Origin of the sequence: Pseudoalteromonas galatheae (genome assembly GCF_005886105.2) — a bacterium.
Classification (GTDB): Bacteria; Pseudomonadota; Gammaproteobacteria; order Enterobacterales; family Alteromonadaceae; genus Pseudoalteromonas; species Pseudoalteromonas galatheae.
Map to the genome: position 1 here is coordinate 3,539,197 of NZ_PNCO02000001.1, position 24,828 is coordinate 3,564,024.

Below are 24,828 nucleotides of genomic sequence, written 5' to 3' on the forward strand. Positions count from 1 at the left end.
GTAAGACAAAGCCACCAATTAGAGACCCAGTTAATACCTAAGAAACATCAACAGTCAAGACCTAGGTAAACAATCCGCCGCGAAAGTAAAAAAACATCGTCAAAGGTCTGCATGACTCACTTGACAACATTTCTACCAACTAAACAAGCAAAAGTGACAGTTAAATTTATCACTCTTGCTGCCAATATCATTCAATTGTTGTGATTAACCCATACTGTTCTGACTCTGCTTTAGTGACCCAGTGCTCGCCCTCAGCTGGCGCTGACTCCAAAGTAAAAATGTAAAAACTTACTCCTTTATCACCAAGCATTTTTTTAAAGTACGTAGCTTGTCTTCTATGGCTTGCATCAGTGTATGGTATATCTAGTGCTGAGCTATCACCATTACTCCAGCTATGAACCCCAATCTGTTTGTTATCTTCAATAGCGTCAGAATCTATTGCTCTTCTTAATATTCTTGGGTTTCCAGCTGCAAATAAATCTGTTCCACCCGAGAAAACTGAGCCTGATCTCGAGACTAACGTGGTCATGTTGTGCTCTCTGATCAGCATACCTGTATACATGTTTATATCATCGTCTGCACTTCCACCGATATGGTTAGCAAAGTTTAATGTCATCTTTGTACCTTCAAACTGCGACGTGAGCTCTTTTAATTGCGTATATGTACTTAATCCAAGTGTCGATTGAACTCGTTCCTCACTGCCGTCCATTTTAAGTATTTCCGTGAAGAAGTCTTCAAAGCCGAAAGATGTTGTCACGGTCACTTGGTTATTCGAAGTACTGGCTGTTAAAACAGTTGAGCCAATGATTTCAATAAACTCTAGCACTTGGTTTGAAAATTCAACTTGAATCTCAGACGCATCTCTTTGGGAAGCGGACAGTATCACCGTCGAGTCTTCACCCACGGTACGTGTTTTATCACTGCAATCGAATAACTCCATTAGTTCACTCGGACTGTAAATAAAACATGTCCCTTCAGCACTGTTATCGAGCAACAGATCTAAATTTTTTCCGTCTGCATTTTCAAGTTTTACTATCCATTGACTATCATTTAGCTGTTCTGAAAACATTACCTTGTCGAATAATTGCCCTTGAAAATTCAACTTAACAGAAGAGCGAACCACCGCTCGTTCATCTAAAAGCTCCTTCAGTTCTGACTCAGAAAAGCGGTAATTAGCCAAAGGCAGGTCTGTTGTCTCTGCTGGTTTTGGCGTTATAGTGGTTTTTGAGTTTGAATTTGAGTTACAACCAACCACTGAAGCTAAGCAAAATACTGCAACTAATGTTTTGAGAGAGTTCATATATATTATCTCCTGATTATTTAAAACTTGGTGAAAACTTTACTGCGTAAATAAGGTAATTTCTGTGATTGCTGTGTATGGAAATGTATTTTTTAGGCTGACAAAGTTCATATATACTTGTGGACAGGAAGTTCTTTAGGATCCGGTAAACAGATGAAAACGAGCAAAATGCTAATAGTCGAAGATGACGAAAGGCTCCAAAAGATGCTTAAAGATTACTTCACGGCTCAAGGGTTTAATATCACGGTCGTTGGGGATGGCAGTAAAGCCGTGGATGCTATTTATGAACTTCTGCCCGATATTGTATTATTAGATCTGATGTTGCCTGGCGTTGATGGCCTAACAATTTGTAGACAAGCAAGAAAGAACTTTCAAGGCAAGATATTAATATTAACAGCAAGTGATGATGATTTTGATCACGTTGTTGGCTTAGAAATTGGTGCTGATGATTATGTCACTAAACCTATAAAACCTAGGGTGCTGCTTGCCCGAGTGCGCTCTTTGCTGAGACGTCCAGCGCTTCCCCAACAAACTGAGTCTGAAACACTTTACTTTGGCAAGCTAAAGCTTGAGCGGAAATACAAACACTGCGAGTTTGATAGAAAGCTGATCCACCTGACGGAAAGCGAGTTTGATCTACTCTGGCTATTAGCAACTAGAGCCGATGAAGTTGTATCGCGCGATGAACTCACCAAAGCACTTCGAGGCATTGAATATGATGGTGTAGATCGAACGATAGACAATCGCATTGTACGGGTACGTAAGCTGCTCAGTCATGTTCAAGACGTCTCGAAAGGCATTCAAACAGTTCGTGGAAAAGGTTATTTATTTGATAGCCATGCCTGGTGAATATACTTCCTTGATTTAATTCAGGTAAAAGCTGGCTCTATATGAGAAGAATTTTTGTTGAATCACTACTTGTACTGTTTATTTGCTTCATCGTAGCAGTATTCGCTTATGAGTGGCTGGTGTATGGAATAACAACAGACTACGAGTTCTTATTAGAAGATTATGAAGCAATGGCACACCAGCAATTACTCCAAAACATAGCAGATAATCAAGGTATTGAGGCAGCTAAAAGCGCGATGCAGCAATTCTCTACCCAGACGGAACAGCTATTTACAATTTACCATTCTGTAGCACAATTACCGGCTTCTGTGGCCACAGCACTTAATCAGAGTAATCCTACTCGCATATTTTTTGATGATAATCGAACCCTGTGGTTTAAGTTGACTGGCTATGCAGCATTCTTCAGCTACACACCCGACTCCCAAAGTATTATTAGGGCAAAAGTCGAACTTGAAAATAATCTTTTCTTGATATTTTTAGCTATTAGTTTTGTTATATTTGGATTGATTAATATTTTCCTTATTTATAGAAGAGTCAGGCTCTTGGAGCAAGCAACAATTCGGTTTGCTCAAGGAGATTTAGCTAGTCGTGCTGATACCTCAGGCTCTAGCTCATTAGGAACGTTAAACCGCACTTTTAATGACATGGCCAGCCGGATTATGCACTTAGTTGAAAGTAATCGCGCTTTGACGAATGCTGTGGCTCATGAAATGCGGACTCCAATATTCCGCATCCAATGGCAAGCAGAATTACTAAAAGAGACTGCTTTAAATAGTGAACAAATGTCAACCATACAAGAGGTGATTGCTGACACCGAGGAAATGGAGCAAATGATCGATGAACTATTACACTATACAAAATTAGAAAATAGTGGCCAAAGGTTAGTGATGGAGAAATTCGATCTTAGCGCTTTGATAAATCGGGCTAAGCATCGATGGCAAAAAGAAAGAAGGCACAACATAGCGCTAGATATTCGCTTCAATTCTTCAAAGGTTTTTGTAATCGCTGATAAAAAATTGCTTACGAGAGCCCTTGATAACGTCATCCGCAATGCGTTTAAGTTTGCTAAATCGAAAGTGCGAGTCGTATGTTCTGAGCAAAATAATCACATCGAGATTTTTATTCATGATGATGGCCCAGGTGTTGATAAAAAGCACAAAACACATATATTTGAGCCTTTTTATGTAGCAGATCAAGCAAGAAACAAGGGAGTGAGTGGTTATGGGTTAGGGCTATCTATCGTACAAAAGATATGTGAACAACACCGAGGCTCAATTACCGTCTCAGACAGTGAAGAATTTGGAGGTGCACTTTTTACACTCAAACTCCCAACCAGCTAAACATACTAAAGCCATAGATATATTGAATATTTAGCCAATTTAAACTGATACCAATTTCTGACTTCAACGTCTGTATTGATAGTGGTCACCATGATAGTGGTCGCCATGATAGTGGTCGCCGTATGATTGAGTTAAATAACCTGAGTTTCAGCAACAACCATACCGCTTAGCAATAAATTAAGAAAGAGCTACATAAGCAGCTCTTAGCGATACCATTTCGGCTAGCTCTGTACAATTTCAAATATAGAAATCGGTGGTACGGCCTCGTTATTTTCGTGATCCCCAATGATATAAATCTTTCCCTCACGAATTGCAAAATCACTGGGCTCTTTGACATCCGCTTCACTCAGATCAATTACTGATACAATTCCTCCAGTCATGGTCAATTTAAGTAGTTTGGTAAATCTTTGAGAGAGTACGTATATCGCTCCGTCTTTGTACACGACTCCTTGGGCATCATATTCGAAAATACTCCCGTTCGATTCTGAACCATAGGTGATCGGATAGATGTTAATTACTTTATATGTAGAATCTAAAATAATGAGCTTATCTTCTTCCTCAGCGCCGTCTTGATCAGTAACAAGATAAAACTCTCCTGTGGCTTCATTGTGTCCTAAACCAGCATATTCATACGCATCTCCTTGCTCATTGGTCGCAGCCACCACGACTTCTTCTTTTAATTGATATTCACTTCCAACTTTCACAAACAGACCAATTACTCCTGTATCTGTGATTGCATGAAAGCTATCTGAAGTACCAACAACCGCTTCTGTACAACCCTGATTACATTCAATACTGCTGAATTGAAGCGATACTTTTTCTATTATCTTAAAAGAACTATCAAGCAAAAAGACTTCAGCTTGGTCGGTGATCAATAACCACCCCCCACCTTTTACCGGCCAAATTCCTGACGGCTGAGCTATTCCTTGCTCGAGCTCAACCTGTTTTACTAGCTGTAATTCAGTATCGTGCTCAATCGGCCCAGTACCAATTAGCTCACTTTTGTCGGCTACTAAGAAAATATTATTCGCTACGGCGTTCGAGCTCACAATTATTCTCCCATCAGGCGCAAGGCTCACATCATTAAATACTTCACCGTTAAAGCCACTTAGTTTCCACGATGCTGTTAATTTGAGTGATGTCCCAGCAGTATCATATTCAGCAACGATGTAGTCTGCATTGTTGCCTGCCAGTACCAATAATTTTTCACCGCTCCACGCTAGCCCCTGAGGTTCGTACTCTCCTTTCAAGTCATAAACCAGTTCTGCTTCCGTTGCTGTATCAAAGTGTATTAATTGGCGATCAGCACGATTAAATAACCATAATTTGCTGGGCTCTTGGTCATTTACAGCTAACTCTGTAAGTTTATAGTGCGTTTTTAACTGCCATGTTGAAACCACACCATTTGGTAAGCCTGTTCGGCTCACCGTATTTGCCCCCGACACAAACCAATACGCTTGTTCTTGTACTTCTAAGTCTGTCGCTTCTTGCAATGCTAAGTCGGAATAGTCCTGTCGTTTATAGCTAAGTGAATCTGAAGCAGTATCTATATACCCAATCACACCATTACTCTGGTGAACATGAAGTAATGGTCCATACATATTAATACTGGTGATCCCCTCTAAAGAATCTACTCCGGTGGGATACTCCACATATAGTGTAATAGGAAAGTCTTGTACCAACGTTTTACTTTGATCTGGTTCAGATAAGTCGATGGTAAGATTGGTTGAGTGCTCAACCTGTTTGTTCTGTTTACTGCCACCACAAGCTACAGCACCAAGTAAGCAGCAAATTAATAGTAAAGTATTTTTCAAAGTAATCACCTTCGTTCCTCTGTTTAATCTAGCATCAGAGTATCGAGGTAAGCGTCTATAAAATGTCGCAGCAGTTGGGGCTAATTAGGGTCTGTTAATCTTTCAAATTTATTTTTTGCAGCAAAGAGCGTTCGGCCCGAATATATTTAAAATACAATTTTCGCGGTACAGCCAAATTCAGAGTTTTGCGTTAATGAAAACTGCCACTGGTACTTAGTACAAATATCCGCAACTATTTGAAGCCCGAAACCAAACCCTTCATACCCTCTCGGTTTCTCGTCTAAACCACACCCAGAATCAACTATTTCTAAGCTTGATTGTGAAAGGAATAGGCTTACCTGCCCTTCATAAGTACAATTTATAGCATTGTCTAGTAGGTTTCTAATCAAAGCTTTTAATAAAACTTCATCGCAACACACGACGCATGGCTCTAAAAGTTGTAATTTTAATTCTGTTTTATTTGCCACAGATTTACTGCTAAATGGTGCTACTATTTCATCTAGCCATTCGGCTGTGATTTCAAAACGGCAAGGTTCACCAAGACTCTCTCTAGCCAAACTTAAAAAGGTATATGTAAGATCGGTGACCTGCTCAATAGCCAGATCGATTCCTCTTAGCTGTTTACTCTCCCCTGTGTGCTTTTTTAATACCGCGACATTTCCCTTGATCACCATCATCGGCGTACGCAGCTCATGACTTACATAGCGTGTGAAGCTTTGCTCTCGATTAAGCATTTGCTTCATTCTACTGCGATAGTGGTTAACTGCTGACTCTATACTTAGTATCTCTAAGCAACTATTTTTACTACTAATTTTTGTTTCTTCATGGTCAAGACTTTGGTCACTAATATGTTCTACTAAACATTGTAGTGGCTTTGCAAGATAGGCAGCTTGAAGTCTAATAAGATAGGTGACTAGCAAAAATAACAAAGTACCAAACACAGCAAAACCAATTTCAACGACTGCCAAATCAATATCTTGCCATTCGGTCGCATTAATATCTTCGACAGCATATAAGACTTTAGAACCGCCACCTTTCATAGTCATTTTATAGGCAAGTACACAGAATTCACTATCATCATCAAATTGCAGTGTTGTCACCCCTAACCAACCAGGTTTGATGTCAGCTTGAATTGCTTTAGGGAGTACCTGATAATCTCGATATAACCTCAACAAAGGACTGACTAATTTCTCTTTTCCTTCTTGCTCTGAAAATTCTTGTAAATGATAAGGTCCTACAATACTCAACCGTTGCTCACTTGCTCGGTTTTCTGTGTACAAAATAGCGAGAGAGACAGCTAATGTATATATTGAAATAAGCCCAATAGCACCAAGCCAAGATGCTTTAAATAGCTGTTGCTTAAGTGTTTTCATCAGAAACCAACTTGTAGCCGAACTTTGGTACCGTAACCAACATCTCTGCATCAAACGCTTTATCTATGATCTTTCTTAGCTGGTACATATGACGCCTTAATAGATCTTGGTCGGGTACCTCGTCTTGCCAAAGTGCAACTTCGAGGGACTCTCTTGAAACCGGCTTTGGACTTTGCTGTGCTAACAATAAGAGTATCTTGTAGCAGCTAGGGTTGAGCCTCAATACACTTTCATTTCGCGTCACCAAACGCTGTTGTAAATCTATTTGCAATGAGCCAACGTTTATTATTTTCTTGAAGCCATCTCCGCGCACTCGCCGCACTACAGCATGTATCCTTGCTTCTAGCAAAGAGAGATCAAATGGCTTAATAATATAGTCGTCTGCTCCACCGTTAAGCCCCTGCAACATATCCTGTTGAGTATCACGCGCTGTAAGCATAATAATCGGTGTTGCTACGCCTGACTCTCTGAGCTTACTGCATATTTCAATACCATCTACCCCGGGGAGCATTACATCTAGAATGATACAGTCGTAGTCATATTGAAGAGCGAGCTGCAAACCAAGTGTTCCATTTGCAGCGTAATCCAAGTGATGCCCATCTCCCTCGAAATAGTCAAATATGGTTTCAGCTACTTGCTGCGAATCTTCCACTAGCAGTATTTTTAATGGTGTTCTCGCACACATCTGTGCAATATCCTCTGGCGGTTTTCGCTTAACACATCACATTGCAAATTTTTAGGCCATAAAAATGTACTTCTTTGCTCATGTGTTAGCACAACATAACTCGTCTTTTGAGTCTGAATTAGCTGAAAAAGTTCATTATCATCCATAACTAACTCAGCCCAGCCACAACTATAAAAACGCCCTGAAAATGGCAGTTTTTTTAAATAATACACTGGCGTGTTAGGGCAAGGTTTTGATATCGCTGATAGCGTCGTATGCTCAGAATCCTTACTGTGCCAACCAAATATCAATGCTGCTATTAATAATGCATAAAAACAAAAGCTAATAAGCCCAATTTTTATATATCCTTTAAATGGTTCAAAATATAAGGCAACTAATAATGCAAAAGCGGGCAAGCCGGGCAGAACGTAAGCTGATAGGATATTGCTAGCAAAAGTAAAAAGTAATAATGGAGCAATTGTCCAAGTAATTAGATACGTTTTTATTTCAGAACTAAATAACACCGCACGAGTATCTGGCGACTTAAAGAAGCGAATGAAAAATAATACTGACCAAGGGCATGCGACTATCAGCCACATTAGCCAAATCGTGCCTTTTGGTTCCACATGTGCGGTACCATATAGATCTCCCTGCCATCCTGGCTGCAGGAACCGCTGAATATGCTCACCAATTAAGAAGTAATTGAGAAATCCCGGCGTTTTTGACTCAGCCAACATATACCAAGGTAAAAAAGTAACCACAAAAACAGGTAAACCTAATGACCAAGGTAATGCTTTAATCACAGAGTAAAGGCGTTTTTGCCAAATTGCCCATAGCACAATGGCTATCCCTACGATAACGACCGCCACAGGCCCTTTAATCAACATGCCTAAACCACAACTGAAAAAGAATATAACGCCTGCAGCCCGGTTATTGTGTTTATAGCATAACCAAAAACTAGCCATTGCTAATGTTGAGCTTAACATCAATGCAGGGTCAGTCATCACCATTCCTGTCGCTATAAAAAACCCAATACAACTAGCAAGGATCAATATACTAGCTTGAGCAATACGCACACCTAGCGAACGCTTTGCGAAGAAATACAATATAATTAAGCTCAGCGCCCCAGTACACCAATGCGCAAAGCGCGCACTCCATGGAGAAATACCAAATGCTTCAAAACTAAGCGCAGTAATCCAAGTATGAGCTGGCGGCTTGCCCCAAAATGGCACACCTTTATCAAACCATGGCGTGATCCAATCTTGAGTCACGATCATTAGCCTTGCTATTTCTGCATATCTCGCTTCTGTAGTATCAAATAAGGGATAGCTTCCTAGTGTAAAAAGCCTCAGTAGCATCAGCCCTAAGACGACACAAAATAGAGTGTAATTATGCCTCATATTGCAACTCTTCTTTTGCTTCGGTCTTTTTAATATCCATCAGTAAATAAACTGGCCGTTGTTTAGCCTCAGTAAAAAGCCCGGCAATGTACTCACCTAAAATACCAATGGCTAATAGCTGCACGCCACCTAACGCTAACACAGTCAACATAATACTTGGATAACCAGGTACCGGCTCGCCAAACACGAGTGTTTTGACCAGCACCCAAATGGCAAAAATAAATGCATATAAGGAAATGACGCAACCTACCCAAGTAGCAAGCCTTAAAGGCTTCATGCTGAATGAAGTTATTCCCGAAAGTCCAAGCTTAACAAGCTGTAAATAGCTCCATTTAGTTTCTCCTGCTGCCCGTTCTGGACGCTTAAACTCGAGGGTCGTTTGATTAAACCCAGGCCAACTCATTAGCCCTTTCATATAGCGGTTTCGCTCAGGAAGCGTGTTGATAGCATCAACGACTTTGCGATCTAATAGCCTAAAATCACCAACGTCTTCTTCTACTGGACTATCTGATACCCAATTAAGTAATTTATAATAGCACCGAGCACTCGCTGTTTTTAACCACGACTCTCCTTCGCGGGCACTGCGTTTCATATTGACTACATCAAAACCCTTTTTCCACGCCTCAAGCATTTTTGGCAATAACTCTGGTGGATCCTGTAAATCAGCATCAATAGGGATCACCGCATCGCCTTGCGCATGTTCAAATCCAGCAGTTAACGCAGCCTCCTTACCAAAATTACGGCTCATTTGCAGGCAAACTACAGATGAAAAACTGTTATTTAACTGGCACATCATTTGCCATGACTCATCTGTACTTCCATCGTCGATGTAGATCAATTCGAATCGATACTCAGGCAGTGTAGCAATCACGGTACATAATTTATGATGTATCGTGTTAAGTACCTCTTGTTCATTAAACGCAGGGACTATTAAAGAGATAAGTGCCCTATTGGTGTAACGTATTTTGCGCTGCGTACGGGCCTTATTCGACCTATCAATGGCAACCATTAGCTTGGTCATAACTCTGTTCCAATTATTGCATTTAGCGCAGTTTAAAATTAACAATGTCGAAAAAATGTCTACATTGGGACGACTTTTTTTTGACCTGCTATTTAGCAAGCTCTGTTATTTTGAGGTGGCTTGTTATGCAGTTTTTTCGTTTTTTATGTGTTGGAGGAGCAGGCTTTGTAGTTGACTGGAGTGTTTTTAGCACGCTTTTAGCTAACTCATCTACGCCATTTTTCGCAAGGTTAATCGCATTTTGGTGTGCAGTGATGACAACATGGTTAGGTAATAGGTTTTTCACTTTTACACAAGCACAACGGGTGCGTGTTATTAGTCAGCTATCCAAACATATACTTATCAGCCATTTATTTGGCGTTGTGAACCTAGGTGTATTTTGGCTTTTTTTACCACTTACCAACGTACATGTTGCATTTGCCTTGGGTATACTCTTAGCGACGGCGGGCAATTTCCTATTAAGCAAACGGTGGGTATACAAGCCCTGTTAGTCACCGATATTTTCACAGCGTAAACTTAGACAGCAGCGCTTCTTGCTCATGGGCGCTTTTCGCGAGTTCTTCGCTGGCACTATATTGCTTGTCTGAAAAGCTGCCGACTTCAACGCTGATATCGTTGATATGTATTGTATTTTTATTGATTTCTTCAATCACCACACTTTGCTCTTCGATGGCGGTCGCAATTTGGATATTGCGATCCATAAGCTCTTTTACTGCTTCTGAGATTTCTTCTAGCATATGTGTTGCTTGTTCGGTTTGTGAAACACATTGCTGGGTTTTATCTCGGCTGCTTCCCATGGATTGCTGAACTTGAATGGACGAGGCTTGGATCTGGTCGATCATGGATTTAATTTCGGTGGTGGATTCCTGTGTTTTTGATGCTAAAGAGCGCACTTCATCTGCCACTACCGCAAAACCACGACCTTGCTCTCCGGCACGTGCGGCTTCAATTGCAGCGTTAAGTGCTAATAGATTAGTCTGTTCTGCAATACCATTGATGACTGAAAGAATATTCTCGATATTTTGGCTATATTCTGCAAGTTGCGTACTTAGCTCGTACGATGCAGTAATATCGTCAGCCAATGCATTAATTTGGCTTCGCGCTTTAAAGAATATCTCTTGCCCTTCGGAGGTCTTTTCATTTACCGAGGTGATGGAGCTTGCGGCTTGCTGCGCGTTACCCGCGATTTCGGTCGAGGTAGTGCTCATTTCATTCATCGCGGTAGCGAGGTTTTCAATCAGGCTAACTTGTTGATCAAGTTTCTGTGAAGAATGCGTCGACAACTCTTTGGCGGCATCACTGCTTATCACCACTTCGTCTGCACGTTCTTTTACATTACTTACCAACCCATGCAAAAAGCCTAAAAAGAGATTGAATTGTCGTGCAACTGTGCCGCATTCATCTTCGTTAACGATTTTTAAGCGCCGAGTTAAGTCACCACCTCCATTTGCCATACTGGTGATCGCAGATTCCAAATCCCGTAATGGTTGGAGTAAGTGAATTGCTAAAGTCCGTACGCAGAATACTCCAATAGCCACGGCTAAAATGGCAATGATCAGGGAGTTTATAGTAATTTCGGTTAGTGTTTTATAGGCTTTTGATTTATCGATTAACACTGCCAAATACCAATCCGTACCAAAGGTATTATCAAGCGAATGTAAGTAAAACAGCCTGTTGCCTTCTTTGGTATCTACTTCTTGCAACTTATCTACGCTACCTAAGCGTAATGCAGGGTATGCCTGTTTCAGTTTTTTGCCGTTAAATTCGGCATGTTGATGAGAAATGATATTACCAGACTTGTCGACCAAAAAGGCATAACCGGTATTATCAAAATTGACCTGATTGACACTATTGGCAATGGTTTTTAGGCTTAAGTCTCCCCCAATAACCCCTTTAAATTTACCATTAACTACGATGGGAGACACTACCGATAGCAACAATTCGCCTGTCGCCGCATCAGTATACGGGCTGGTATAAACCGTTTTATTTTGATTTTTACCAAGTTGATACCAAGCTCGCTCTCTAAAATCTACGCCAGGAGGATTTTTACGAGCAGGGTTGTTTGACCTGAGCCCCTCCTCATTTGCCAAAGTACCAAAAGTAAGCAGAAACTCGCTTTTAAATACTGGTGTATTCAACGCTTGCTGAAAGTTATCATCGCTAAAGTTTTGCTCTAACTGACTTTTTATCACATTAATTTGCGTTGCTTTACCGGCCAACCAATTCTCTATGCTCACAGCCAGCAATTGCGTGCTGTCGGTTACATAAGCATGGGTTTTGGTTTTCACCGAATCGCTAACAAACCAGTAAGTAGAAAGCGTCGTTGTGGTGATGATCAATAAGATCACTATGGCAGAAGTCACAGAGAACTTAGTGCGGATCTTCATATTCAACAGCCTGAATAAAAAGTGCTCGAATATCAAAAGTGTTGTCTATAATTCGATTATTGGCAACTGAGCGATGTAAAAACCATGAATTTTACTTTGAGCAACTCAACCGCACTGATTGGCCTAGCCTGTTTACTGACTTCTTCAGCAGTTTTGGCAGCCGATCGCCCTGTCACCATGGCCGACATTGAAAATCTTGAGCGACAATTGGCTGAGCTTAAAGCTCGATTTATGACGCAAAATAGCGACCTAAAGGTCGCTGCTCCAGTGGCAAAGTCAACACCACAAAGTGACCCCGTAAAACCACTGACCGAGCCCTCAACCACCCTCAAAGCCTACGCCACAATACGCCCGACATTTGGCGTAATAAACCAAGATGACGAAAGTAACTGGGATGTTCGTGACGCCTTATCCCACGCAGGGATTAAAGTGACTCATGAATTTATGCCGGGCTGGCAGGCCGAACTTCATGGTGAATGGGGCATCGATCTCGCCAATGAGGGAAATTTTGGCAAATCGCGCCGTGCTTATACTGCGCTAGGTACGCCGTATGGCCGATTTGGTATCGGCAAGCAAAGACCTGCACAGTATCTGTTTATCGCCGAATACGTTGATATTTTTAATCACGCCAGCAGTCCATTTGCTTACGATCCAGAGAGTATTTTTTTCGTTGATAATTTAGTTACTTACCGCTACGAATTGGGGCCAATGACGTTTATCGCCGCAGGCCAATTTAATGGTGATAAAGGTGATAATCAAACGGATTTATTCAACACAGGATTAAGTTACGATAACGCAGGTTTACATGCCGCAATTACTTATCAACAAAACGATGTGTACGATAACGAGCAACATATTGGTGAAAACCAACTCTGGTCTGGCGCACTGGCCTATCAATTTAACTCTCGCTTTTACGCTGCCATGGCCTATCAGGACAAAGACTATCAACGCGTGAGCGCACTTGATTCTCGACAAGGCCACACCTTTGATCTTTCTCTGGCCTATCAACTCGCAAAACATTATAAGCTCAAGACCGGATATTTTGATTTTGATGACGGGTACGGCAGTCACGATCCGCTAAATCAGAGCTTTGATGGCTACAATGTTACACTTGAGTGGTTACCAATACCGCCGCTCAGAGTGCACTTGGAATATTTGAACAAGTCCTTTGATAATCAAGTGGATATGGATTCCATTTCCATTGGCTTTAGGTACGATTACAAGCAAGAGTGGCAATTTGATTAGCCAAGATCACTGGCTCTAAGATAATAACTTTTCAATTTGACTTGATTCATACATCAAGTATTCAAGTGAGGGTGGTACACTCGCACAAGGCTTAGAAGTATTCAAGTTTAAAGAGGCGGCATGAACCACTCTCCTATTCCACTCAATATTACCGTGAGCGCCAAAATCGAAAGCATTGTAGTGCTACATGGCTTGTACATGTCTGGGTTTGTGATGCGGCCGCTTAGCGCTCGCTTAGGTAAATCGGGCTACCGTATTCTCAATTTAAGCTATAACACGTTAACGCCAAACATTGATGAGATTTGCGCCGCTATTGATACTTTTGTTGGCGACCGCCCTGCCGCACTCGTTTGCCACTCCATGGGGGGCTTAGTTGCAAGGGCGTATTTAGAGCGAGGTTCTGCAACGAGCAAGCAAGTAAAAAAAGTGGTGACCTTGGGGACACCACATAAAGGCAGTGCCATTGCCAAGCATATGCACGACAAAGGACTGGAGCTACTGTTAAAAAACAGTGTGGAATTTTTATTATCTAACAATCAAGATTGGCCTTTCGACGCCAAGCTTTACAGTATTGCCGGCGACTTACCCATTGGACTAATGCCACTACTACAAAAAGGTAGCCAGTCGGATGGTACTGTGTTGTTAGAAGAAACCAAGCTCAGTGGCATGGCCGAGCACAAAGTATTTCATCTCAGCCATACCAGCTTAATATATTCCCGTGCGGTAATGGACTATATCTGCGAGCTGTTAGAGAGGCCTTAGTGCTCTGCGCTTGCAGCCACTTTGTAAGCAATCACAGCGATCAAACCAACTACTAGCGGCACTGGTGCAGCGATATAACCAAAGGTGTCTGAGTTTGCGATACTTGCGCCAGCTAAGTGACCCACTAGCCCAACAACAAATGCTACTAGAGCGATAACAACGACGACGAGTTCCATTTTATGTTCTGATTGTGTTTTGCCTTTCATACTCATTTCCTCAAGTAGTAGACACCGCGTTTTTTGTGTCTTGATGAAATGATTATGCGCTTACAGTGCGGTGATATTTTGACCTAAATCAAGGTTTCAAACCGCCAAAATACGAACGTGATTAAACACTTGTCTTAGATCAAAAACTACGCGCTCTGGTAAGATTTTGGTAAAAGTTGGCAAGCTTTATTCCTGCCAAGTATTCATGTCACCTTGTTATTTTTGAGCGCTTTTTGGGGTTTCATCTTGTTTTTTAACGCGCTCATCCCAACGTCATCTTGTATTAATATTTGATATGTTTTGATTTTAACCATTGATTTTTCCGATTAAACGCTTTGATTTTAATCATTGGGCAATCACCTAAGGTTGCGCCATACTGACTGTGAATCAACAAGGAGCATCGCATGACAAACATTAATTCTATCGGTTTAGACAAAGCAAAGAGCCAAGCACTGGTAACGTCACTTAATACGCTACTAAGTAGCTACCAAATTCAATATATGAATGCCCGCGGTTTTCACTGGAACATCAAAGGTCGTGAGTTTTTTGAACTACACCTAAAATTTGAAGAAATTTATACGCTATTACTTGAGAAGGTAGACGAAATCGCAGAGCGTATTTTGACGATTGAAGGCAACCCATTGCATGCGTTTTCTGATTATTTGGAAACCAGCAAAATTCAAGAAGCAAAAGGGATCAGCAATGGTACGCAAGCACTAGAAACTTTGCTTGATGGTTACACAACGCTTATTTCTATGCAGCGTGAGATTCTAGCGCAGGCGGGCGAAGCCGAAGATGAAGGCACAGCTGCGCTAATGAGTGATTACATCAAAGAGCAAGAAAAGTTGGTGTGGATGCTTAAAGCGTATTTAAACTAAGATAGCTTGCCCCTACGCGGGTTTTCCGAGTAGGGGCTAGTTTACCTCGCGAGCTTTTACCACGTTGTTATCGAGCTAAAGCTCCGACCTACAAGCTGGGCCAACTCCTACCTAGGTTTCCTCTGGTAGGAGCGAGTTCACCTCGCGAGCTTTTATAACGTTGTTATCAAGCCAAAGCAGGGATGTACGAGTCGAGCTAAAGCTACGACCTACAAGCAGAGCCAGATCCTATCTAGGTTCCCTCTAGTAGGAGCGAGTTCACCTCGCGAGCTTTTATCACGTTGTTATCAAGCCAAAGCTGGGATGTGCGAGTCGAGCTAAAGCTCCGACCTACAAGCTGGGCCAACTCCTACCTAGGTTCCCTCTGGTAGGAGCGAGTTCACCTCGCGAGCTTTTATAACGTTGTTATCAAGCCAAAGCTGGGATGTACGAGTCGAGCTAAAGCTCCGACCTACCATCCAACAAGCTGATAAAGAATGCCATTTCTAGCGCTCTTTCATGCAGGCTTTTAAACCTGCCTGACGCCCCACCGTGACCCGCTTCCAAGTCGGTTTTAAAAATCAGTACGTTATCATCCGTTTTATATTCTCTAAGCTTAGCAACCCACTTCATGGGCTCCCAATACTGCACTTGCGAGTCATGCAGACCTGTGGTCACAAGAATATTTGGATAGGCTTTGGCTTCAATATTGTCATACGGTGAATATGCTAAAATAGTCTGGTAGTCCGCTTCATTATTCGGATTACCCCATTCATCATACTCGTTGGTGGTCAATGGGATTGACTCATCCAACATGGTAGTTAACACATCCAAGAAAGGCACATGGCAGCCTAACCCTAAATACAGCTCTGGAGCTTGGTTTGCAATTGCACCCATTAACAGGCCGCCTGCACTTCCACCTGATGCAAACACTTTGTCTTTATGGCCGTAGCCCTGTTCAACCAAGGCTTTGGTAACATCAATAAAATCGTTGAAGGTATTTTGCTTATGGGCTTTTTTGCCGTGCTCATACCATTCACGGCCAAGCATCTCAGAACCTCGAATATGCGCAATCGCGTATACAAATCCTCTATCTAATAGGCTTAGAATTTGACTAGAGAAGTTAGGATCGATAGTAATACCATAAGAACCATAACCATACTGCAATAATGGATTGCTACCGTCTTGGTTAAACTTATCTTTGCGATACACCAAAGATACAGGGACTTTAACGCCATCTCTTGCGGTAATATGCAGACGTTCAGAGTGATAATATTCAGGCTTAAAATCACCTAAAACTTGCTGCTGCTTTTTAAGCGTTTTCTTACCTGTAGTTAAATCACAATCGTACACTGAGCTTGGAGTTGTCATGCTCGAGTAGTGAATACGAATATTACTTGAACTTGGCTCCGGATTATTTCCTACCGTGGCAAAGTAACAAGCATCATCAAATCCAAGGTGGTAGCTTTGCCCTTGATAATCATGAACAACAAAGCGGATCTGCCCTTGTTCACGCTCTGTCAGCACAAAGTGACTATTGAAAAGCTCCAAGCCTTCTAATAGTACATGGTCGCGATGGGCAACTAACTCTTCCCACTGTTCAACATCACCAACGGTTGCCGCTGTTGCACGCATTAAACGGAAGTTTTTAGCATTCTTATTACTCAGGATGTAAAAGAACTCTCCCATTTTTTCAAGACCATATTCATGGCCAATTTCTCTTGGAATAAGGGTGCTAAACTCACCGCAAGGGTCGTTTGCATCCAGGATTAACTGATCGCTCGTTTCCGTCGCTGCAAGATAGATATAAATAGCACTTTCATCACGACTTTTACCCAATCCCATATAAAATTGGCGATCTTGCTCTTCAAACACCAAAATATCATCGCTTTGTGGCGTTCCCAATACATGGCGATACACTTGGAAGCCGAGCAACGTTTGCTCGTCTTTTTTGACATAAAATACGGTTTTATTGTCGTTCGCCCAAATTACCTGACCTTCCGTGTTATACAGCACGTCTTGTAGTAATGTATTGGTGTTTAAATCAAGAAACTTGATGGTGTAAATTCGACGCCCATCGGTATCTTCACTATAGGCAAGCAATTGCTCATCTGGGCTTACGGTAATATCACCGATGTCGTAAAACTCGTTGCCAGCGGCTAACTGATTAATGTCTAACAGTAGCTTTTTATCCGTAAAATCTTCTTGTGATGCGCGATAATACTTAGCATATTCATCATCACCACTCACTTCACTTACATACCAATAGTTGCCATCTTTTGCAGGCACCGAGCTATCGTCTTTTACAATACGACCTTTCATTTCTTCAAACAGCTGGGTTTGCAGCGCTTGGTGAGGCGCCATTTGCGCTTCACAGTAATCATTCTCTGCTTTTAGATGTGCCAATACGTCGGCATTTTTACGCTCGTCATCACGCATCCAGTAGTAGTTATCGATACGCTCATGATTATGATGCAGCAAGGATTTCGGCTGCTTTCTGGCTAGCGGTTGAGTTTTTTCCATCACCAAGTAGTCATCCTAAATTCGTTATTTTTCACCAGTGTATCATGATTCAAGTGCCACACCAGCGCGCAAAGAAAAAGGCCGAACATGATTGCGCGACCTTTGCATTGTTTAGTGTAAACGGGAGTTTCTAGGCTTCCGCTTCCTCTAATTGATTATCGTCAGACTTAGGCTTGCGTCTGATCTTCGCTTTTAAGCGTGAACCTGCCCCCTGCACATCGGTTAAGATAATGTATAGGGCTGGCACTAACACAAGCGTGATAAGCGTTGCGAATAACACGGCAAATCCAAGTGATACCGCCATCGGAATAACAAACCTTGCTTGTAGGCTTGTTTCAAAGATGATTGGCATGACACCAGCAAACGTCGTAATAGAGGTTAGCGTGATTGCCCTAAAGCGTGCACAGCCCGCTTCAATAACCGCCTCTTTAAGCTTAACGCCTTCGGCACGTGCTTGGTTGATATAGTCCGTCATTACCAAGGAGTCATTAATCACAACACCTGCTGCGGCTACTAACCCGAACATAGACATAGTACTCATATCTAAGCCAAACACTAAGTGACCCCATAGCGCACCGACTAAGCTAAATGGGATTACTGACATCACGATAAGTGGTTGCGCATAGCTCTTGAGCGGTACAGCCAATAAGATATAAACCATCAACATACCAGCTGCAAAGAATAAGATCTGCTCACTGGTTTGTGCTTGGCGCTCTTCCACACTACCACCCAGCTTAGTTTTTACGCCTGGGAACTGCTTAAGTAGTTCTGGTAAGATATTTTCTTCAATATTCTTAACCACCGCATCAGGTTCAATCAGCTCTTCATCGATGCTACCGTATACGTATACCGTTCTAAAGCCATCTTCACGACGAATATAATTGATACCCGGTTTCTCGGTAAACTCTACGACGTCGCCTAGCATCACTTCTTTGCCTTTTGGCGTAGTGATGATAGTACGCTTAAGTGAAGCCAAGGCTTTACGATCTAGTTCAGGATAACGCACCATCACTTTGATCTCTTCACCATCACGAATAACCCGCTGCGCTTCACCACCGTAGAAGCTATTACCAACCTGAATAGCAACATCAGCCAGTTGCAAACCTAGCTCATACGCCACTGGTTTGAGCGCAATCTGCATTTCTTTACTCGCAGGGTCAATACTCGAGCTGATATCAAATAACCCAGGTTGCTGTTGAAGCATAGAAATAAGCTGTCTGCCCGCCGCATTCAGAGTCTCGATATCTGAGCCTAATAAGCGATAGCCAAACTCGCCTTCACCGCCGCCCTCATTGCCAACACTGTCATACACAATGATTGACTTCACCGCAGTGATCTCTGGCATTGCTTCACGCCAACGACGCGCAAGTTCAAAAGCGGTAAACGGTCTTAAATCTTCATCAACAAGCGTTGATAATACCAAGCCCTTCGTGCGACTTTCGTTCCAAGAATATATATCCTTAATCATGCCTTGACCGAATTCTTGCATAATGTTTTTATCAACATGGTGCATCATTAACTCGATCGACTGCATTGCCGCAATGGTTTGCTCATCCGAAACATTATCGTTCATAGTAACTTCAATTCTCGGATAGTCCTCTGGCACCTTGGGGAAAGGAATAAAACGTACAAGATTAGAGGTCACCAAACTTAAGCTAAATATCAACATTGCTACAAAGCTTAAAAACACCGTCCATCGCCATTCGACACAGCGCTGAATAAAGCGTCTGTATGGTCCATTAACAAAGGCGAAGAACTTCTTGTTAAATGCAGCACGACGACTGTTTGGGCGCAGTGGTTTAATCTTAGTGTGGGCAATATGCGCTGGTAAAATCCATTTTGATTCAATCAAACTAAACACCAGACATAAGATGATAACGCCCGAAATTGACTTAAAGAATGCGCTCTCTGGACCTGATGAGAACAACATAGGTGCAAACACCGCAATGGTTGTTAATACACCAAAGGTTGCTGGCGTTGCAACACGCTTAGCGCCGATCACTACATTTTTAACACTGTGACCTTTACGTTCAATTTCGGAGTAAGCGGCTTCCCCTATGACAATGGCATCGTCTACCACGATCCCAAGCACCATGATAAAGGCGAACAGCGATACAATATTAATGCTGATTCCAAGTGCGGGCATAAACAAGAACGCGCCAAGGAAACAAACAGGCAGACCAATCATTACCCAAAGCGCGAGTTTAAAACGCAGGAAAATAGTTAGCATGATGGCAACCAGTAACGCACCTTGGATCATATTGCTCTTCATCATTTCGAGTCGAGCATTTAGGTAGTACGTCATATCAACGATTGGTTCTAATCTTAAGCCTGCTGGTAATTCAGCATTTTTCTTTTCGATATACTGATGTACCGCCTGAGCGATAGGGATCATGTTTTGGTCTTTGGTCGCTTTAACCGCTAAAAATACCGCATTTTCACCGTTCAAACGAAAATAGTATTCACCTTCAGTTAGGCCATCTTTGATTTCTGCAATGTCTTGAAGGTAAATTTTCGCGCCGTTATCGCCGACCTTAACAGGGATGTTTCTAAACTCATTACCGCGGTACATTTGGTTTTCAACACGCACGGCAATAATGCCTGATTCCGTCCTTATCTGACCTGCTGAAATGTTGGTCGAATAACGTCTAATTGCATTGCTCACATCACTAATGGTTAGGTTGTAACGTCGCAGAGCATCTGGATCTACTTCAATACCAATCTCGTAGTCAGGGGTGGAGCGGTCAACCAGTGATATCACCGGAATTTCTAGTAACTCATCCTCAATTTCTTTAGCAATTGGCTTGAGCGCATTCAACGGTAGATTACCTGCAAGCGCAATGTTCACTACGTCTTGACGAAACTCTATAAGCTGAACCTGCACAGGCTCCATGGACGCTGGGAAGGTCGCGATACTATTCACACGCGAGCGAATTTTATCTTCGACTTCCGTTAAGTCTTCATCTTTATAGATTTCAAGTTGCGCACTACCGCTGCCTCTAGCGGCACGGTAAACCCCTTTTTTGATTTCTGTAACGTCTTTTAATGCTTCTTCAATTTTGATCAAGATCCCCTCTTCAATTTCTTGAGGAGACGCGCCAGGATATACGGCTGACACCGTCACATAATTGATCTCAAAGTTTGGAAACATTTGTCTTTGGATAGTCATATAACTGATAAAACCCATTATCAGTATGAAGACCATCAACAAGTTCGCTGCTACCGTATTATTCGCAAAATAGGCGATAATACCGCGCTGCGATGTTTTTTCTATATCACTCATGGTCGCTCCTTGCTGTTACAGCTTTTCCGGCTGACTACTTGGCTTTGATGACGAGTCCGTGCCAGCAACTTTAACTTCCATGCCTTTTTGTGGATATTCAGGTGGTGTCATGACCACTTTATCGCGACTTGTGATGCCATCACCAATTAGAAAGAACTCACCCTCTTCGCGGATAACTTGCACTTTACGTGGCTCAAGCTGGTTATCTTGATTAAGCAACCAAACCGACTGATTATTCACGATATCTTGAGGTAGGCGGTAGATTTGTTTTAACGTTTTACCCGCAAAGCTAACTTGTACATACGTACCATATTTTATCGCTGGCTGACGCGTTGTGAGACCGTACGGGTCGTTAATACGTACCACTAGGTTGTTCATGCGAGTTTGTTGGTCAACAGTACCTAGGTCTCTATCAATTACCGCTTCACGAGTAAAGGCATTCACGCCACGCTGATAAACCGTGGCAGCAAGCCCTGATACTCGCTCAGGTAGAAAAACAGAATCAAAACCCGCGATAGGAATAATGACTTCTGCAGTTTCGATGTTATTGACAGTACCGACAGAGCTACCCATGGAAACAAACTGGCCAAGACCAACGTCTTTTTTCACCACCAACGCATTGTAAGGTGCAATCACTTCACAGTTTTCTAGATCTCGTTTTGCACGCTGTAATGCGGCTTTTGCAGATTTTACTGAGGCTTTGGCACTCATGACTTGCGGTTTACGCAAAAATAGGTCGGTGTGCTTTTTATTTGGAAACCTTCTTGCTTCATCAGCAGCAACGTCAGCTTGTGCTTGCTCTTCAATAAGCTGCGCTTCGGCCCTTGCAAGTTCAGCTTCCGCTTGGAGCAATGCAGCTTCGTAGTTATCTTGCTCAATGCGAAGCAGCACCTCGCCTTTTTGTACCAGCCCACCTTCGACAAAGTTAGGGTGCCAGTATTCAACCTCGCCCGAGACCTGAATAGAAAGCTGCGTGCTCTCTAGCGGTTTTACTTCGCCATAACTTTGGATCACCACTTGGTGATCTTGCGCAGTGATTGTTTCAACTTCAACAACAGGGCGAGAATCGACTTCCTGCTTCTCTGGTTCACTTTTAGCCACTGCATTGATGACCTTAAATCCAACAACACCCACTATAAGCACGGTAAAGGGTAGAATCCATTTTAGAATTTTAGCTTGCATGACAATACCTATTGATAATTTTCTGACCGTATAGTAGCAAGTTTATTGCGTTCTCGGATGTGACATTTGTAAGAATCTGTTACACCTGTAGAACATCTATTTATAGTCACGCTAAAGCATCAAAAATTATTAAGTAATTTCAAACAATTAAACATTTACGAGATTGATATATAAAGACCTTTTCAAGTATGGCTTTTGCAAGATACATAACAACTTCTTTGATTTTTTGTCACAATCATCGACTAGATCTGCTTTGCTACATGATGAAACTCAAGCGCTAAAATAAAACTCCCTATTAATACGACGGCCAGCAATAAATAGATCCCAAGCTGCCCACTCAAAATGCCAAATATACTCGCCATCACTAGAGAGAAACACACGGCAATAACAACAGCCACCGCGATAATAGATACTCGGTTTTGGCATTGCTCTATCAAAATATCAATAGTCTTAGCGCCGACTAGACGTTTGATATTAAAAATTGGCGCACTCAATATCGCAAGATAACCGAGCAAACCATACATACCTGCAACTACCTGTATTAACATCATCAGTGCGATCACCAGCCCTGCTAAAAAGCTCAGCATGGCTGCTTTATTGAGTTGCTGCATCCGCAACTTGATATCAACGAGCTTTAAGATCGATTGGCTTGGGTTTTGCTGTTTGTACAAAGCAGTAATCGTATGCAAGTCTAGTTTCTCCCCCACTTTGGCCCGCACCAAAATATTTCCACTAATAAAATTAAAAGGTAGATAAGCCAAGGCTTGTGCTTGGGAGGTATGGCTGAAGGTATTTTCAACAATGCCCACAAGGGTAATAGGGCGCTGGTTTTTGTCGTAGATGGTCATGCCGATATCTGCCGCAGTCACGCCAAGGCGCTGTGCTAAAAGCTGATTGAGCACCACTTTTTTTCCCGAACTATTGATAGCTAAGCCATCCTCAGAGAATCCGCCACCAGCAATAAATCTTTGGCCTGAAGTGCTAAAGTAACTTGGCCCACTGAGCTGTAAATAAGCGACGACTGAGTCGCTGCCATCATCAACTAGGCTCAGCGACTCCAGAAATACAAACTCATGAGGTAATACGCCAGCCAGAGCAGCACTCTCGACACTTGGGTGTTGTCTAAGCGCCGACAAATTTATCATCGCTTGATTATATCTTGCTTGAATAGCATCTGAGCTGCGTTCGTAGTTACTTTGCTGTAACTCAACAAAATAAAGGTTATTTGAGTTAAAACCACTTGATGTATTTAGCTGCCCACCAAAGTAACTCAATAGCCAAAATGCAAAGCTCATTGTGACTATACCCACACCAATTTGCAATCCGAGTAAGGCTTGACTCATTGACTTAGGTAATTGTTTGACCTGTCCTTTTCCTGAGCCACTTAATTGACTACGAATATCCTTAAACGACACCTGAGACATTGCAAGTTTTACAAACACCAGTGCACAGAGTTGAGCAAAGACAACCACCAACAAGAAGCTCCACCAAGGCAACGTTAGCCAAACTACGTGTGCTAAAGCCTCCTTTGCCCAAAACTGCATTAGCCAAACGCCAGCTTTCGCTATCCCTATGGCAACCAATGACGCAAATAAAAAAATTAAGGCAATATAACACCACTGCTCTAGTTGCAGATTGCCGCGCTTAGCACCGAGTACAATCGCCAGTGCCAGCTGGTTTTGTTTGGATTTAAAATCTAACAAGTAGAGTGAAAATGCATTCACTAAGGTAATGATAAGTAGCCCAACGCCTGCAAATGCTAACCATTGCGTCGTTGTTCTTAGCTGCCCTTTTAGTTTATCTGCAAGTGGTAACAACGAAAATTTGAGCGTCGCACGACCAGATATCGCTTGTTCTAACTGAGCTTGCTCAAATACAGCTTGAAACTGTGTTTGTAAAAGCGTTAATTGCGCCTGTACATTGCCTTGCTTTATACGACCTACAAGAAATAAGTCGCTTCTTACCGCCAAATGATCCATACCCGTAATACGGTCACCCATCATAAGGGCGAATGGCAAAAATACCTCACTCATCCGGTTAGATTGATATAATTGCGGTTCGGACTCGTCGCACGCGGCCACTCCCACCACGGTATAACGACGCTCATCAAGTTGAATGCTCTGTTCTATCATGTTTTCATCAGGAAAATGTTGCTGCACAAAGCACTCTGTCACAACAATTTCATTAGGTGCTGTACCAAGAACATCACTTTGGGAAAACCACCGCCCTTCCTTTAAAGTAATATCAAAGAGTGAAAAGAAATCATCACTGACATAAGTTGTCTCGACCCTTGGCTCAACCACTGAGCCACGCAATAAGCTATGGCTATAAAATACCGCGGAGGCTTTATCAAACAACTGTTTGTCTTGAGCTAACTGCCAAGCAACGGGTGTGGAAATCGCATTTTCCATGATCGTCTTGTCATGTTCATCTAACATATCACCCTGTAGCCAAAAGAGTTTATCGCTTTGCGGATAAGGTAGCGGCTGATAAGCCTGCCATGATAAGCCAATACTCATTAGCATCGCGGCGAAAGCGCTGCCCAATAACGCAACTAACATCAGATTTTGTCGAAGACTATGCCAAAGCCGCCCCAATAACGTACGCCATAATGTCATACTT

At 42.3% G+C, this 24,828-nt stretch carries 18 protein-coding genes; 6 read left to right on the top strand and 12 right to left on the bottom strand.

What is annotated here, in order from left to right; all coding sequences use genetic code 11:
- Positions 1-187 precede the first annotated feature (187 nt).
- Entirely contained in the window at positions 188-1,300 is a 1,113-nt protein-coding gene (locus tag CWC29_RS15820) for an alpha/beta hydrolase (RefSeq protein WP_128727319.1), read from the bottom strand.
- Positions 1,301-1,453: 153 nt separating this feature from the next.
- Here CWC29_RS15820 and CWC29_RS15825 point away from each other — a divergent pair, with 153 nt between their 5' ends.
- Both CWC29_RS15825 and CWC29_RS15830 read left to right on the top strand, forming a co-directional pair.
- Complete coding sequence (locus CWC29_RS15825; RefSeq protein WP_128727318.1) at positions 1,454-2,149, top strand: response regulator; 696 nt, start codon at positions 1,454-1,456, stop codon at positions 2,147-2,149.
- A gap of 41 nt (positions 2,150-2,190) precedes the next feature.
- Positions 2,191-3,489: a sensor histidine kinase gene (locus tag CWC29_RS15830; RefSeq protein WP_138522560.1), complete on the top strand. Its 1,299-nt coding sequence runs from the start codon at positions 2,191-2,193 to the stop codon at positions 3,487-3,489.
- A 221-nt stretch (positions 3,490-3,710) separates the two neighbouring features.
- On the opposite strand, the gene CWC29_RS15835 is transcribed toward CWC29_RS15830, so the two are convergent.
- The 5 genes from CWC29_RS15835 to CWC29_RS15855 all read right to left on the bottom strand — a co-directional run bounded on the left by CWC29_RS15835 (position 3,711) and on the right by CWC29_RS15855 (position 9,761).
- Positions 3,711-5,303 carry a hypothetical protein gene (locus tag CWC29_RS15835; RefSeq protein WP_138522558.1) on the bottom strand — a complete coding sequence of 531 codons (1,593 nt, stop codon included), beginning with the start codon at positions 5,301-5,303 and terminating at the stop codon, positions 3,711-3,713.
- Positions 5,304-5,449: 146 nt separating this feature from the next.
- A complete protein-coding gene (locus CWC29_RS15840) occupies positions 5,450-6,676 on the bottom strand; it encodes a sensor histidine kinase (protein WP_167815443.1) in 1,227 nt (408 codons plus the stop codon).
- Complete coding sequence (locus CWC29_RS15845) at positions 6,663-7,361, bottom strand: response regulator transcription factor (RefSeq protein WP_138522554.1); 699 nt, start codon at positions 7,359-7,361, stop codon at positions 6,663-6,665. The genes CWC29_RS15840 and CWC29_RS15845 overlap by 14 nt, the downstream gene beginning before the upstream one ends.
- The gene (locus CWC29_RS15850; protein WP_138522552.1) at positions 7,340-8,740 is read right to left on the bottom strand and encodes an ArnT family glycosyltransferase; all 1,401 of its coding nucleotides are present in this window, start codon (positions 8,738-8,740) and stop codon (positions 7,340-7,342) included. The genes CWC29_RS15845 and CWC29_RS15850 overlap by 22 nt, the downstream gene beginning before the upstream one ends.
- A complete protein-coding gene (locus tag CWC29_RS15855) occupies positions 8,730-9,761 on the bottom strand; it encodes a glycosyltransferase family 2 protein (RefSeq protein ID WP_235956592.1) in 1,032 nt (343 codons plus the stop codon). The genes CWC29_RS15850 and CWC29_RS15855 overlap by 11 nt, the downstream gene beginning before the upstream one ends.
- Before the next feature lie 125 nt (positions 9,762-9,886).
- Here CWC29_RS15855 and CWC29_RS15860 point away from each other — a divergent pair, with 125 nt between their 5' ends.
- Positions 9,887-10,252 carry a GtrA family protein gene (locus CWC29_RS15860; RefSeq protein WP_161568689.1) on the top strand — a complete coding sequence of 122 codons (366 nt, stop codon included), beginning with the start codon at positions 9,887-9,889 and terminating at the stop codon, positions 10,250-10,252.
- Positions 10,253-10,264: 12 nt separating this feature from the next.
- Here the strand turns inward: CWC29_RS15860 and CWC29_RS15865 are convergent, their stop codons facing one another.
- The gene (locus CWC29_RS15865) at positions 10,265-12,148 is read right to left on the bottom strand and encodes a methyl-accepting chemotaxis protein (RefSeq protein WP_138522550.1); all 1,884 of its coding nucleotides are present in this window, start codon (positions 12,146-12,148) and stop codon (positions 10,265-10,267) included.
- A gap of 84 nt (positions 12,149-12,232) precedes the next feature.
- Here CWC29_RS15865 and CWC29_RS15870 point away from each other — a divergent pair, with 84 nt between their 5' ends.
- Together CWC29_RS15870 and CWC29_RS15875 are read left to right on the top strand one after the other, a co-directional pair.
- On the top strand, positions 12,233-13,393 hold the full coding sequence (locus CWC29_RS15870; RefSeq protein WP_138522548.1) for a porin: 1,161 nt from the start codon (positions 12,233-12,235) through the stop codon (positions 13,391-13,393).
- Positions 13,394-13,513: 120 nt separating this feature from the next.
- Positions 13,514-14,155 carry an alpha/beta fold hydrolase gene (locus tag CWC29_RS15875; protein ID WP_128727308.1) on the top strand — a complete coding sequence of 214 codons (642 nt, stop codon included), beginning with the start codon at positions 13,514-13,516 and terminating at the stop codon, positions 14,153-14,155.
- On the opposite strand, the gene CWC29_RS15880 is transcribed toward CWC29_RS15875, so the two are convergent.
- Entirely contained in the window at positions 14,152-14,361 is a 210-nt protein-coding gene (locus CWC29_RS15880; RefSeq protein WP_128727307.1) for a hypothetical protein, read from the bottom strand. The two genes, CWC29_RS15875 and CWC29_RS15880, sit on opposite strands and share 4 nt — an antisense overlap.
- A 404-nt stretch (positions 14,362-14,765) precedes the next feature.
- Here CWC29_RS15880 and CWC29_RS15885 point away from each other — a divergent pair, with 404 nt between their 5' ends.
- The gene (locus tag CWC29_RS15885; RefSeq protein WP_010376518.1) at positions 14,766-15,239 is read left to right on the top strand and encodes a Dps family protein; all 474 of its coding nucleotides are present in this window, start codon (positions 14,766-14,768) and stop codon (positions 15,237-15,239) included.
- A gap of 438 nt (positions 15,240-15,677) precedes the next feature.
- Here the strand turns inward: CWC29_RS15885 and CWC29_RS15890 are convergent, their stop codons facing one another.
- The 4 genes from CWC29_RS15890 to CWC29_RS15905 all read right to left on the bottom strand — a co-directional run bounded on the left by CWC29_RS15890 (position 15,678) and on the right by CWC29_RS15905 (position 24,824).
- Positions 15,678-17,741: a S9 family peptidase gene (locus tag CWC29_RS15890; RefSeq protein ID WP_138522436.1), complete on the bottom strand. Its 2,064-nt coding sequence runs from the start codon at positions 17,739-17,741 to the stop codon at positions 15,678-15,680.
- Positions 17,742-17,871: 130 nt separating this feature from the next.
- Positions 17,872-21,024: an efflux RND transporter permease subunit gene (locus tag CWC29_RS15895; protein ID WP_138522438.1), complete on the bottom strand. Its 3,153-nt coding sequence runs from the start codon at positions 21,022-21,024 to the stop codon at positions 17,872-17,874.
- Between the two features lie 15 nt (positions 21,025-21,039).
- Complete coding sequence (locus CWC29_RS15900; protein ID WP_128727304.1) at positions 21,040-22,206, bottom strand: efflux RND transporter periplasmic adaptor subunit; 1,167 nt, start codon at positions 22,204-22,206, stop codon at positions 21,040-21,042.
- A gap of 242 nt (positions 22,207-22,448) precedes the next feature.
- Positions 22,449-24,824 (bottom strand): ABC transporter permease, encoded by a 2,376-nt coding sequence (locus CWC29_RS15905; RefSeq protein ID WP_235956593.1) that lies wholly within the window; start codon positions 24,822-24,824, stop codon positions 22,449-22,451.
- Between the last annotated feature and the right edge of the window lie 4 nt (positions 24,825-24,828).